Source organism: Mitsuokella sp. oral taxon 131 str. W9106, from assembly GCF_000469545.1.
Classification (GTDB): domain Bacteria; phylum Bacillota; class Negativicutes; order Selenomonadales; family Selenomonadaceae; genus AWVT01.
Map to the genome: position 1 here is coordinate 16,401 of NZ_KI273056.1, position 13,344 is coordinate 29,744.

Consider the following 13,344-nt stretch of genomic DNA (forward strand, 5'->3'; position numbering starts at 1 on the left):
TCACATCGCGTTACAAACGTAACACGACCAACCCTTCCATTCGTTACAGACCGTTGTCCTTCCAATGGATTTCCCTTATTCTTCCGGCTTGTAGAGCGTAAACGTCAGGCCGAATGCGACGGCGAAGCCGACGGCATTGACGAGGATGTACTGCGGAAGCGCGTTGATGTAGAGGAGCGTGCCCGGGAGGACGGTGATGCCCATGCCCGTTCCAGCGAGGTGGAATATGCCCGCGAGCGCGCCTGCGCAGGCGCCGCCTGCGAGTGCATAGAGGAAGGGCTTCATGAAGCGCAGGTTGATGCCGAAGATGACCGGCTCGGTGATGCCGAGGAAGGCGGGAACGATCGAGGAGATGTAGAGTGCGCGCTTCTTCTTGTTCTGCGTGCGCGCTGCGACGGCTGCCGCCGCGCCGCCCTGTGCGATGATCGCGCCCGTGATGATCGCGTTGAACGGATCGGCGCCCGTCGTCGCAAGGAGCTGTACTTCAAGGGCATTGAATACGTGATGGACACCGAAGACGACGATGACCTGATGGAGACCGCCGACGACGAAGCCGCCGATGCCGTACGGGAGCGCGAGGAAGCTCTCGACCGCGCCGAAGACCACAAGCTCAATCGTGTGCATGATCGGGCCAACGACGAGCAGCCCGAGGAGCATGGAGATAAAGAGCGTCAAGAACGGCGTCACGATGAGGTCGATGACATCGGGCACGAATGTCTTGAGCCACTTTTGCAGCTTCGCGGCGAAGATGCCGAGCACGAGCGCGGGGAGGACCGATCCCTGATAGCCGACGACTGGAACGGAAAGCCCGAGGATGTCCATGTAGATGGGCTGCGCCTCGCCTCCCGCGATCGCGTAGGCATTCGGGAGCTGCGGCGCGACGAGCATGAGGCCGAGCACGATGCCGATGACGGGCGTGCCGCCGAAACGCTTCGTCGTCGACCAGCAGACGAGTGCCGGCAGGAATGCAAACGCCGTATCGGTGAGGATCTGGCTCATGCGCAGGATATTGTCGCTGAACGAAAGGCCGAGCGAGAGCGATGCGCCGCGCAGCCCCATAAAGAGGCCGGTCGCGACGAGGACGGGAATGATTGGCACGAAGACATCGCCGAGCGTGCGGCTGATCTTCTGCACGAGCGTCATCTGCTCGTAAGCCTCCGCCTTATTGTTGCTCGCGCCTGCGAGCTCCGTTCCCGCGACAAAAGCGTCGTAGACCTTGTCGACAAAGCCCGTGCCGAGAATGATCTGGTACTGTGCCGCCGCGAAGAACTGCCCCTTGACGCCGTCGATGTTTTCAATCGCCTTTTCGTCCAGCTTTTCCTTGTCGTTCAGGATGAGGCGCAGGCGCGTCGCGCAGTGCTCGGCGCTCCGCACGTTCCCCTTGCCGCCGACGTATTTCCAGATGAGCTTTGCGACGCGTTCCTCGTCGGGAAGGTTTGCGTACTCCGCCGCATCGGCATCCGCGCTTTCGCTGCCCGCGTCCGCTTCCTGCTCCGCTTCCGTGACGATCTCTTTATCGCCGAGTGCGACGGTGACTTTGTCGTAGTCGCAGGCATTCGTCACGAGCACGGGCGTCGTCGTATCGTAGCCCGCCGCGCGGATCGCCGCCTCGTCAAACTCCAGGAGGAGGTCGCCTTTCTTGACGCGCGCGCCCTGCTCGACCTTCGCGGTGAAATGCGCACCGCCGAGCTTTACCGTGTCGAGCCCGACGTGTATGAGGATATCTGCCCCATCGTCTGCGTGAATGCCGATCGCGTGCTTCGTCTCAAAGAGCACCGTGATCTCGCCGTCGACCGGCGAGACGACTTTCCCCTTTGGATTCCGCACGGCCGCGCCCTTGCCCATCGCGCCGCCCGCAAACGCGGGGTCGCTTACCTTGCTGAGTTCGATGAGCTCGCCGTCGAGCGGGCTGTCGAGCCGAATCTCCTTCATGTCTTGTCCTCCTTCTCATCGAGTCTTCAGAATAAGAATGAAACCGTTTTCATAAATATTGTACGCGCGGAATACGAAGAAGTCAATTCTGGTACAAAAAAAGGCACCTGTTCCAAATGCATGGAAATGTGCCGTTTCTTTTGCGCTATTTTTAGTCGGCCACGCCCACGCGGTGCCGGCCGCATCCCGCTCGCCCATGGTAGGAAACGCCGAGCGCCTCCGCCACATCCGACCAACTGTTGTCCGGCTTTTTCATTTCGAGCACATCGCGCACGTCGCGGCCCGATTCCTTTGCGAGGCAAGCCGCGCGCGCGATGTCGCGCGGACGGTATCCCGAAGAGAGGAGGGCGAGCGCATCGGCCTCGGAAAGCGTATCGCCGTCCGCCAAGCGATGCGCCGTCACTTCGTCCTGTGCCATGCGCCAGCGCTCCGGCGAGATGCCGAGCTGCTCCTCTACGTCGCGCCAATCCGCGTTCTTCCGCACCATGTCGAGCACGTCCGCAAAGGACGCGTCGCTCGCCTTGGAGAGCATGGCGACGCGCGCAATCGTGCGGAAACTGTATCCCTCCCTGATGGCGGTCTCCACTTCGCCCACGTTTACGCCGTACGTTTCGGCAAAGTCCGTCGCAATCGCTGCGATGTCTTCCTCGCGATAGCCGTGCCACATGCGCGCATCGCCCATCCAGCCGCGGCGCATGTGCCTGCCACCCCAGCCGTGCCTCGGCGTGCCATACCATCCACAGCCCCAGTCTTCCTGCGGCTCATCGCCGTACCAGCCGCAGACGCCTGCCGCTTCCTCAGCCTGCGCCGAATGAAACGGCGCTGCGCTGCCGGCAGCGAAGAGCGCTCCCGTCAGGATTCCGGCAAGGAATTTTCTGCTCTTTATATGCATTTGCTTTCCTCTTTTCTTTTCTCTTTCGTGCGTTCCGTCATGCGCGGCTCGAACCGCAATATGGTTTCCCCTGCTGCCTCAGCAGGAATTTGCAGGAGTTCTTTCGCTTCACTCGGCATGGCATCCCACGTTTTTTCATTGAAACAGCAGACATCGGCTGCTATTTGGATCATTTTGGGTGCTTGCGGATGAGGCTGGCATTGGGCAACGGGGTTCAAAGCCAGCCCGTTCAAAGCCCAAATCCAATCCGCCGCAGCCGCTGAATAAGCGGATTATTTTCCTGTGCCATACAACGGGCAGTTCTGCCCATTCCTTTCTTCACGTTCACTCCTGCAAGAGGTCGCGGAACTTCGTGAACTCCTTCTGAAAGAAGAGGCTCACACTGTCGACGGGGCCGTTGCGGTGCTTCGCGATGATGACTTCGGTGATGTTCTTGTTCTCGGTGTCCTGGTCGTAGTAGTCCTCGCGGTAGAGGAACATGACGATGTCGGCATCCTGCTCCAGGGAACCGGACTCGCGCAGGTCGGAGAGCATCGGGCGCTTGACCTGGCGCGACTCGACGGAGCGCGAGAGCTGTGAGAGCGCAACGACGGGAACGGAGAGCTCGCGCGCGAGCGCTTTCAGCGAGCGCGATATCTCGGCGATCTCCTGCTGACGGCTCTCGCTGCCCTTGCCGCCGCGCCCCTGCATGAGCTGCAAGTAGTCGATGACGATGAGGTCGAGCCCGTGCTCCGCCTGTAGGCGGCGCGCCTTCGAGCGCAGCTCCATGACGGTGATGCCCGCCGTATCGTCGATGAAGATCGGTGCCTTATTGAGCTTGTCGCTCGTCATGACGAGCTTGTTCCACTCCTCGTCGCCGAGCTGCCCCGTGCGGAGCTTCTGCGAGTCGATGCCGCCCTCGGCGCAGAGCATGCGCTGCACGAGCTGCTCCTTGCTCATTTCAAGGGAGAAGAACGCGACGCGCGCGCCGCGTATGCCCGCATACGTCGCGATGTTGAGCGTGAATGCCGTCTTGCCCATCGAAGGGCGTGCAGCGACGAGGATGAGGTCGGAGGGCTGAAGGCCGCTCGTGAGCTTGTCGAGGTCTCGAAATCCCGTCGCAAGCCCCGTGATGCCGCCCTTCGAGTCGTAGAGCACATTGATCCGTTCGAATGTGCGCAGCAGGATGTTCTTCATCGGCTCAAAGCCGTTTCCGCTGCGGCTTCCCGCGATGGAAAGGATGCGCTTTTCGGCGCTGTCCATGATATTCTCGACGGTATCGGCATCCTCGTACGCCGCGCCCGCGATCTCCGTTGCGGCGTCGATGAGGCCGCGCAGCTCCGCCTTTTCACGGACGATTTTCGCGTGGTAGACGAGGTTCGCCGCCGTCGGCACGCAGTTCGCCATGGCGGTGACGAACGCGATGCCGCCGACCTTGTCGAGCATGCCCGTCTTCTTAAGCCGCTCGACGAGCGTCACGATGTCGACGGGCTCGCCCTCCGCGGAGAGTGTCGCCATCGTCTCGAAGACGACGCGGTGCGCCTCGCGATAAAAATCGTCGGGACGCAGGATCTCCTGCGCCTCGACGATGGCTTCCTTCTTGATGAGCATCGCACCGAGCACGGCTTGCTCCGCTTCGATGTTGTGGGGCGGCATGCGTTCGGGTAGTGCCATGATTACGCCTCCTCCGATTTGATGGGCGATTCTTCAAAGATCAGGGAAAACGCCTGCTCTGCCGTCTCGACGGGGTGAATATCGAGCCCCAAGAGGTCGTTTGGGATGTCCGTTTCGTTTTCCTTCGGGATGACGAGCGTCCGGATGCCTGCCTGCCGTGCGCCGTACGCTTTCTCGAAGACGCCGCCGACCGGGCGGATGCGCCCGGCGAGCGAGATCTCGCCCGTGACGGCGACGTCCTGCCGGATCCTCGCACCCGTAACGGCGCTCGTGATGCAGGCGAGGATCGCCGTGCCTGCGCTCGGTCCGTCGATGTTGCCGCCGCCGATGGCGTTGATGTGGATGTCGTAGTCGTGCATGTCCTTGCCCGTGAGCCTTCGGAGGACGGAAGCCGCATTGAATACGGAATCCTTCGCCATCGAACCCGCCGTCTCGTTGAACCGCACGGTCCCCTTGCCCGCCTCGTGCGCAGGGAAGGCGACCGCCTCGATCTCGATGACCGATCCCAAAAAGCCCGATACGCCGAGTCCGAAGATGTGCCCTTCCTCCGCGTCCGGTTTCGCCTTCTTCGTAACGAACTGATAGAGACGCGAGACCTGCGCGACCTCGTAGATGGCTTCCTTCGTGATCCTAAGCCCCTCCGCCTCGCCGCCCGCCGCTTCGAGCGCGAGGCTGTAGGAATCGGCGAGGATGTTGATCGCCTTGCGCCCCTCCGTCGTGTACTCGGCGATAAGCTCCGCGATGCCGTCATCGAGCGTGACGCGGAGCTTCCCCGCCGCGTTTTTGACGATCTGCACGATTTGTTTCGGCGTGAGCGGCTCGAAGTATATCTCGGCGCAGCGCGAGCGGAGCGCGGGATTGATGTGCCCCGCATCGCGCGTCGTCGCGCCGATGAGCACGAAGTCCGCCGGCGCGCCCTTTTCAAAGAGCTGCCGTATATACGGCGGGATCTTCGTATCGGTCGGATCGTAGTATGCCGACTCGAAGAATGCGCGCTTGTCCTCAAGCACTTTGAGGAGCTTGTTTTGGAGCGTCTCGTCCATCTCGCCGATCTCGTCGATGAAGAGGATGCCGCCGTGCGCGTCCGTCACGAGGCCGGGCTTCGGCTCGGGGATGCCGCTGTCGGCGAGCGTCTTCTGCGCCCCCTGATAGATCGGATCGTGCACGGAGCCGAGGAGCGGATTCGTGATGTCGCGCGGATCCCAGCGCAGCGTCGTTCCGTCCGTCTCGACGAACGGCGCGTCCTCGGCAAAGGGGGACGCTGCTTTTTTCTTCGCCGCCTCGAGGACGAGACGCGCCGCCGTCGTCTTGCCGACGCCCGGCGGGCCGTAGAGGAGAAGGTGCTGCGGGTACGGCGAACTGAGTTTCGCGAGCAGCGACTTCACGGCGCGCTCCTGCCCGACGATCTCCGAGAAGTCCTGCGGGCGCAGGAGCTCCATGACGCTCTGTGTCAGATGGACGTTCTCCAGTTTTTCGAGCTTCCTGCGCTTTTCGGCATCCTGCGGCGTCTCGACAGAGTTCTTCTCTTCCTTGATGACTTGGCGGCGAATGTCCTCGACGTAGTCCTCATGCTCCTTTTCGAGCTTTTCATTGACCTTTCGCTCGATCTTGTCCTCGATGCTTCGCCGCGCGCGCATATCGGCAATACGCTCGGAAAGGCGCATGAGGATCTCCGGGATCTCCGCCTCAGAGGGCGGCGGCGCGATGAGCGGGTCCTCTTCCAGGACGCGCTGGAGGGCGAGGACGCGCTCTGCGCGGCGCTCACTGCGCAGGAGTTTCATCGCATCCATGCGCCCTGCGCGAATGACGAGCTCTTCCGTGCCGATGAGGTCGATGAGCGTTCCGTAAATCGCGTCAATCTCGCGGTCAACCGGCTCGGCCATAGGCGGCTGCCGCATCGCTTCCCCATGCCGCGCCGCTTCCTTCTTGTTAAAAAACCGTTCAAAAAAAACCATAGTTCCCCTTCATGCGAAAGCGCCGAAACGGTGCTTTCCATCGCCCGTTCGGGCAGGCCTCACTTTGCGACAACCTTGACCTTGATCCTGCTCGTGACGCTCGGATGGATCCGGATGACGGCCTCGTAGAGGCCCTCGCCCGTCACATCGCCCTGAATCTGGATCCTCCGCCTGTCGATGTCGATATCCTGCTTCTTGAGCGCGTCCGAGACATCCTTCCCCGTCACGCTGCCGAAGAGCTTGCCGCCCTCGCCGACGCGCACGGGGATCGTGACCTCGACGCGCTCAAGCTGCTTTGCCATGAGCCTTGCCTCGTCGGCCGCCTGCGCCTCCCTGCGCGCCTTCGAGCCTGCCTTTGCATGGGCGACGTTGAGGTTCGCTGCCGTTGCGAGCGCCGCCGCGCCACGCGGCAGCAGGAAGTTGCGGCCGTAGCCCTCTGCGACCTCTACGATTTCGCCTGCCTTTCCGAGTTTCTTAACGTCCTGCTTCAAGATCACTTTCATCTTCATCGTTCTCCTTCATGTATTCTTCTGCAATGGCGATCGCCTTCGCCTTGATTTTCTCCATATCGCCGTCCTTGACCTGCGCGCCGGCGACGTTCTGATGGCCGCCGCCGCCAAATGCCTCCATGATGACCTGCACGTTAACATCGCCCGTCGAGCGTGCGCTGATGCCGACCGTATCCGCCGTGAGCTGGAAGATGACGATGCTCATGCGCACGTTCTCGACGCGCAGCAGCGAATCCGCCGCCTGTGCCGCGATGATCTGCCCGTTCGGCGTGACATCGGGGCACGTCGTCACGATGAGCCCGCCCTCGTAATACGCCGCACGCGTCTTCGCCTTCGCGAGCGCGACAGTCGTCTCAAAGTCCGTACGGAAGAGATAGCGCACGAGGACGGGATCGGCGCCGCTTCGTCTGAGGTATGCCGCCGCGTCAAAGGTGCGCACGCCCGTCTGGACGGCGAAGTTTTTCGTATCGACAACGATGCCCGAATAGAGTGCCGTCGCATCGAGACGCGAGAGAGATACCTTGTCGGAAAAGTACATCAAAAGCTCCGTGATGAGCTCGCACGTCGAACTCGACGACGGCTCGATATAGGCGAGCAGCGGATTTTTGACGAAGGACTCGCTGCGCCGATGGTGGTCGATGACGACGACGTTCAGCGTGCGCTCCAAAAGCGCAGGATCGGCAACGAGATGTGGGATATGCGTATCGACGACGAAAAGCACGGGGTTCTCTGCCGTGAAGTGCATCGCCTCGCCCGCGTGAACGAAGAGATCTTCGTAGCCTTCCTTGCCCGCGAACAGATCGACAATCTTGTCAATCCCCTCGTTCATCGAGGACAATACGACATGGACCGGCTTCTTGAGGCTGCGCGCCATCCACGCGACGCCGATCGCCGCGCCGAATGCGTCGAAGTCCTCGTTATGATGCCCCATGATGTAGACGCCGTCCGCGTTCTCCAGGATCTCGCGGACCGCATGCGAGACGACGCGCGCCTTGACGCGCGTATGCTTTTCGAGTGCCTTTGTGCGCCCGCCGAAAAACTGCGTCTTGCCATCTCCCTGCACGGCGACCTGATCGCCGCCGCGGCCGAGCGCGAGGTCGAGCTGCGCCTGCGCCTCGCCGCCGAGCTCTGCCATCGTCTGGTTTTCCGCGACGGAGACGCCCATCGAAAGCGTGAGGGGGAGGCGGTTCGCACTGTGAAGCTGGCGTACCTTGTCGAGCACGTCGAACTTTTCCTCGATCGCGCGGTCAAGATTTTCCCGGTCGAGCACGACGAGGAACCGATCCTGCGAGACGCGGCGCATAAAGCCGTGAAGCGACTTGACCCACGCGCCGATCTGCTGGTTGACGGTGAGGATGAGCGCCGTCTGCTCCGCATCGCTTTGCCCCTGCACGACTTCATCGAAGTTGTCGACCTGTGCCTCGACGAGGACGGTACGGCTCTTCTGATGGCGTATGCGAAGGCGCTCGAAGTCCGTGACGTCCGCGACGTAGAACGCCATGAGAGGCGGCTGCCTAAGCGGCACGGGAACAGGACGGCAATGCACTTGATAGTGGCGGTCCTCATGGGCGAAGATGTACTCGCCGACCGTTCCCCAAACGGGCTCGATGATGATGTTCGGCCATATATCGTGCACATCGGTATTCTGCTCCGGCTTCTCGCCGACGTAGTCCGCGATGCGCTCGTTGCTCCACTGGATGCGCCCTTCCTTGTCGACGATGAGAATCGCCTGCGGCAGATCCTCAATGGCGTAGTTCATCATCTCGTTGAGGTTGCGCACGACCGTACGGCAGTAACGCTCAAAGCGCTTCGTGCGGTCGTTGCAGCGCTCCCACGCAAAAAAGGCAAGGCAGAGCCATACGATAAACCCGACGGCTGCCAAAAAAATATTGTACGACGCGATGAGCCCGATCATCACGAGCATGACGACGAGATGCACCGTCAGATCAATCCACGCCGAAAGATTGCGCGGCATATACATACCTCTTTCTATTCAAAGCACGATTCCAAGGGCGCGGCACAGCCGCGCGGAATCACGACCTCTTGTCCGTCCCGTCCTTTTTGCCGAACCGGCGGCGGTAATCAAACAGCATATCGAACAGCCCCGCAAAGGCCAAAATCTGGGCAAGTGTTCCATTCAATACGACCATCGCATAGATGGGCACGCGAATGAGCCGCGACAAACGATACCGATCCATGACGTAGCTCATGAGCGAAAGCCCTTCGATCATCCCTGCGAAGATCGCGAGCATGTTGAGATTGAGCGCCGCTTGGTAGAGCATCTTGATATCGCGCGTCGTGCCCCAGTAAAGACCGACAAGCGCAAAGCCAAAGACGTAAAGAAACACCTGCGGCAGGCGCCACGCGGCAAACGGCGGCAGGGCGGGCGTCTCGTGCCCGAGGCGCCGGAGGACGCGCCCTCCGACAAAATAGCCGATTGCCGTGTCGAGCAGGCCCATCATGGCGACGACGAGCGGCAGGAGCATGGAGACGAACTGGAGCCCTTCTCCTATCTGCGCACGGCTCTTGTCGATGGCCTCCCCGGACACGCCCATCCCTTCGTACATCTGAAACGATGCGTCGAATGTCTGCTGCACCGCCTCAAGCTCCATGTTAAGGGGATTTACCCCCGTGACGGCAAAAAGAAGGCCGAGCGCCGCAAGCTTCGCGAGGATCGATACGGCAAGCGCGAGCACAAAGACCCGCACGCCGCCCCACCTACGCCGGAACCCTATGCCGAGTGCCAGCCCCGTAGGCGTGAACGAAATCGCCATACGAAGCGAGACCATCGGCTCGATGAGCGCCGCCATGAGCACGGCAGACGTTGCCGCCGCCATGACAGCCCAGCGCATGCCGTGGCGCACGACGAGCACGAGGATCGGAAGCGCATAGAGCAGTGCGAGAATGACGCCGACGACGGGCAGGCAGAGCGCACCAAGCGCCATGACGACGGAGAGCGCGACGAGCATCCCGCTCTCCGTCAGTGGTGTGATACGATGTTGTTCCATCTTCCCTCTTGCTGATCACTGCGTCTGGACGCCGTAGAGCGTCGTTTCCGCTTTCGTCTGGACGTAGACTTCCGTGCCTTCCGGCAGCTCGATGTTCTTGCCATGGACAAACGCACCTGCAATGACGCCGATCGGTCCCAATATGACCATGCCGGCGAGGCTCGCACCGGCTGCCATCGCGAGATTCTTCATTTCTTCCTTCGCCTCTTCGCCGACGAAGGTATCGACTTCCGTTCCGTCGATCGCCTTCGTCTGCTTGAAGTCGACCTCGACCTTTGCATTCCGCCCGAAGTTGCGCGCGGGCTTCGCCTTGGTCACGACGCCTTCCCCCGGAAGCCCCTTCGCGAAGATGAGCTTGCCGTCGACGATGACATCATCGGCGACCTTGTACTTCACGGTATCGCCTACCTTGATATTCTTCGTGCTGACCGGCGTGACGAGCGCGACCTTTATCAGCGTGTTCGCCGGCACGGCAATCGGCGCCATCGGCAGTGTCGCCGTGCCGAACGAGATCTTCGCGAGCGCCGCGATGCGCTTCTTGTACGTGCCCTCGCTCGTCTGCCCCGCAAGCCGGATCTCCAGATTCGCGACGCGGTTCTCGACCGAGTCCATGCTGACTTCATGCGTCACGTTCCACTCGATCGCGTTGAGTTCTGCGAGGATCGAGGGATACGTGCTGTTCGTGTAGACCTCGTCGTAGATGGCATTGACACGTGCCATGAGGCTGCCCGTGCGGTTCCCTCCGTCGTAGTCCTTCTCCAGTTTGATGATTCGGTCGAGCAGCGCGCCCGTCTGCGGCGTTCCGTAGGTATCCTTTTCGATGAGTTCGAGCTTGTCCTGCACGGTATCCGGCGTCGCCGCAGCGACGATGCCCATCGAGGACACGAGAAAAATCGCGCAGAGAAGCGCAGAAAAGAATTTGCGAAGCGTCATGATATGCCTCCATTCGTCCAAATCATACGCGCATGACGAGCGCCGCCATGCCGCGTTTCTTTATACCGATATTTCGTATTATATCATATTTCTTCTGCGAATGCGAAAAAGGATTTCCGCATGCGGACAGCCGTAGTCCCAGTAGTCCCATTATAGGGAAACTGCCCCGTCACGTCAATGTGAGGGGCAGTCTCCCTGTCGTTGTCTCTTCGGTTTTGCTCGACGATCAGACCATCTCTTCCGGGTGGAACACTTCGTCAAACCTCTCCGCCGATAGGAAGCCGAGCGCAACGCACGCTTCCTTGAGCGAAATATTTTCTGCAAACGCCTTGTGGGCGGTCTTCGCCGCCTTCTCGTATCCGATGTACGGGTTGAGCGCCGTCACGAGCATGAGGGAACGGTGCAGGTTCTCATGCATCTTCTCCCGGTTCGCCTTGATCCCCCGCACGCAGCGAAGGTCAAACGAACGGAGCGAGTCGGCGAGCAGCCGGACGGACTGCAGGAAATTGTAGATCGTGACGGGCATGAACACGTTCAGCTCAAAATTGCCCTGCGAAGCAGCTATGCCGACGGCCGTATCGTTCGCCATGACCTGCACGGCGACCATCGTGACGGACTCGCACTGCGTCGGATTGACCTTGCCCGGCATGATCGAGCTGCCCGGCTCATTTGCGGGAATCTGGATCTCGCCGAGGCCGCAGCGCGGGCCACTCGCGAGCCAGCGCACGTCGTTTGCCATCTTCATCATATTGGCGGCAAGCCCCTTCAGCGCGCCGTGCGCGAAAACCATTTCGTCCTTGCTCGAAAGCGCGTGGAACTTGTTCGGTGCCGTGACGAAGTCGAGCCCCGTGAGATCGCTGATCATGCGCGCGACCTCCACATCGAATCCCTTCGGCGCATTGAGTCCCGTGCCGACGGCCGTCCCGCCGAGTGCAAGCTGCTTCAAAAAGGGAAGCGCCTGCACAATCATCGCACGCGATTCCGTCAGCATCGCGCGCCATCCGCTGATCTCCTGTGAAAACGCAATGGGAACGGCATCCTGCAAATGCGTCCGCCCCGTCTTGACGATTCCCTCGTTCTCCTCGATGAGGCGTGAAAGCGTTGCCGCGAGCGCGTCGATGCTCGGCAGAAGCGTGTCCTCTATCGCAATGGCAGCCGCGATATGCATGGCGGTCGGGAACGTGTCGTTCGAGCTTTGCGACATATTGCAATGGTCATTCGGATGCAGGAGCTTTTCTCCCGCGATCTCATTGCCGCGGTTCGCGATGACCTCGTTGACGTTCATGTTCGACTGCGTGCCGCTGCCCGTCTGCCAAACGGAAAGCGGGAAATGCCCGTCGAGCTTGCCGTCGAGGATCTCATCGCATACGCTTGCGATCACGGCACGTCTCTTTTCGTCGAGCTTGCCGAGCTTGTGATTGGCAAATGCCGCGCCCTTCTTCAGGACGGCAAACGCGCGGATGACCTCGCGTGGGATCGTCTCCGTGCCGATCGGAAAATTCTCGTGGCTGCGCTGCGTCTGCGCGCCCCAATAGCGATCCGCCGGCACGCGGACCTCGCCGAGCGAGTCGTGTTCTACTTTGTATTCCATAGCGATTTCTCCTTTCCCTACGTGCCCTTTCCTGCGCGCGGCCCTCCGTTACCCCTTGCTCTTTCCCTGATTGGCAACCGCTTCCATCTTCGCCTTCAGCGCCGCCTGGTCGCCGAGGTAGTAGTGGCGGACGACCTTGAACGCCTCGTCGAACTCGTAGACGAGCGGCACGCCCGTCGGGATGTTGACGGTTACGATCTCCTTCGGCGAAATATCGTCGAGGTACTTCACGAGCGCGCGCAGCGAGTTCCCGTGTGCGGCGACGAGAACGCGGCGGCCTGCCTTCATGTCCTTCTCAATCGTCTCCTTGTAGTAGGGAACGACGCGCGCAATCGTCGTCTCAAGGCTCTCGGCAAGCGGCAAGTCCTCCGCTGCAACATTGCGGTAGGCGGGCTGCTTCTGTGGTGCGCGCTCGTCGTCCGGCGTAAGCGCAGGCGGCTTCACGTCGAACGAGCGCCGCCAGATCTTCACCTGCTCCTCGCCGTACTTCGCTGCCGTCTCCGCCTTGTTCAGCCCCTGAAGCGCGCCGTAATGGCGCTCGTTGAGCTTCCACGACTTGTGCACAGGCAAGAAGTCGCGGTCCATGACATCGAGGACGTGCCCGAGCGTGTGGATTGCCCGCTTGAGGTATGACGTGTAGCAGACATCGAAATCAAAGCCCTCATCCTTCAGGAGCTGCCCGCCCTGCCTTGCTTCCGCGCGCCCCTGTTCGCTGAGGTCGACGTCCGTCCAGCCCGTAAACAAGTTTAACTTATTCCACTCACTTTCGCCATGGCGTAAGAGTACAAGTTGATGCATAGCAAACCCTCCTATTCGATTCCCCTATACGACAAGTATACTCATTATCGTACGATAAAGCAAGAAGAACCTG

General features: G+C 60.9%; 11 protein-coding genes. All 11 read right to left on the reverse strand.

Going from position 1 to position 13,344, the window contains the following annotated elements; translation table 11 throughout:
- Nucleotides 1-75: 75 nt before the first annotated feature.
- Nucleotides 76-1,932: a glucose PTS transporter subunit IIA gene (locus HMPREF1985_RS02835; RefSeq protein ID WP_021770943.1), complete on the reverse strand. Its 1,857-nt coding sequence runs from the start codon at nucleotides 1,930-1,932 to the stop codon at nucleotides 76-78.
- A gap of 151 nt (nucleotides 1,933-2,083) precedes the next feature.
- Nucleotides 2,084-2,824, reverse strand: coding sequence for a hypothetical protein (locus tag HMPREF1985_RS02840; RefSeq protein WP_021770944.1), 741 nt, complete (start codon nucleotides 2,822-2,824; stop codon nucleotides 2,084-2,086).
- The gene (locus HMPREF1985_RS02845; RefSeq protein WP_155943509.1) at nucleotides 2,815-3,057 is read right to left on the reverse strand and encodes a hypothetical protein; all 243 of its coding nucleotides are present in this window, start codon (nucleotides 3,055-3,057) and stop codon (nucleotides 2,815-2,817) included. Before HMPREF1985_RS02845 ends, HMPREF1985_RS02840 begins: the two co-directional genes overlap by 10 nt.
- Nucleotides 3,058-3,148: 91 nt before the next feature.
- Nucleotides 3,149-4,477 (reverse strand): replicative DNA helicase, encoded by a 1,329-nt coding sequence (gene dnaB / locus HMPREF1985_RS02850; RefSeq protein ID WP_021770946.1) that lies wholly within the window; start codon nucleotides 4,475-4,477, stop codon nucleotides 3,149-3,151.
- 2 nt (nucleotides 4,478-4,479) lie between these two features.
- Nucleotides 4,480-6,432, reverse strand: coding sequence for a Lon family ATP-dependent protease (gene lonC / locus HMPREF1985_RS02855; RefSeq protein ID WP_021770947.1), 1,953 nt, complete (start codon nucleotides 6,430-6,432; stop codon nucleotides 4,480-4,482).
- 59 nt (nucleotides 6,433-6,491) lie between these two features.
- Nucleotides 6,492-6,935, reverse strand: coding sequence for a 50S ribosomal protein L9 (rplI, locus tag HMPREF1985_RS02860; RefSeq protein WP_040636874.1), 444 nt, complete (start codon nucleotides 6,933-6,935; stop codon nucleotides 6,492-6,494).
- Nucleotides 6,907-8,916, reverse strand: coding sequence for a DHH family phosphoesterase (locus HMPREF1985_RS02865; protein ID WP_040636920.1), 2,010 nt, complete (start codon nucleotides 8,914-8,916; stop codon nucleotides 6,907-6,909). The genes rplI and HMPREF1985_RS02865 overlap by 29 nt, the downstream gene beginning before the upstream one ends.
- Nucleotides 8,917-8,974: 58 nt before the next feature.
- Nucleotides 8,975-9,949 (reverse strand): YybS family protein, encoded by a 975-nt coding sequence (locus HMPREF1985_RS02870; RefSeq protein ID WP_021770950.1) that lies wholly within the window; start codon nucleotides 9,947-9,949, stop codon nucleotides 8,975-8,977.
- A gap of 15 nt (nucleotides 9,950-9,964) precedes the next feature.
- Nucleotides 9,965-10,882 carry a hypothetical protein gene (locus HMPREF1985_RS02875; RefSeq protein WP_021770951.1) on the reverse strand — a complete coding sequence of 306 codons (918 nt, stop codon included), beginning with the start codon at nucleotides 10,880-10,882 and terminating at the stop codon, nucleotides 9,965-9,967.
- A gap of 226 nt (nucleotides 10,883-11,108) precedes the next feature.
- Nucleotides 11,109-12,473 (reverse strand): class II fumarate hydratase, encoded by a 1,365-nt coding sequence (gene fumC, locus HMPREF1985_RS02880; RefSeq protein WP_021770953.1) that lies wholly within the window; start codon nucleotides 12,471-12,473, stop codon nucleotides 11,109-11,111.
- A gap of 48 nt (nucleotides 12,474-12,521) precedes the next feature.
- Nucleotides 12,522-13,271, reverse strand: a complete 750-nt coding sequence (gene gpmA, locus HMPREF1985_RS02885; protein WP_021770954.1) for a 2,3-diphosphoglycerate-dependent phosphoglycerate mutase — start codon at nucleotides 13,269-13,271, stop codon at nucleotides 12,522-12,524.
- Nucleotides 13,272-13,344: the final 73 nt, after the last annotated feature.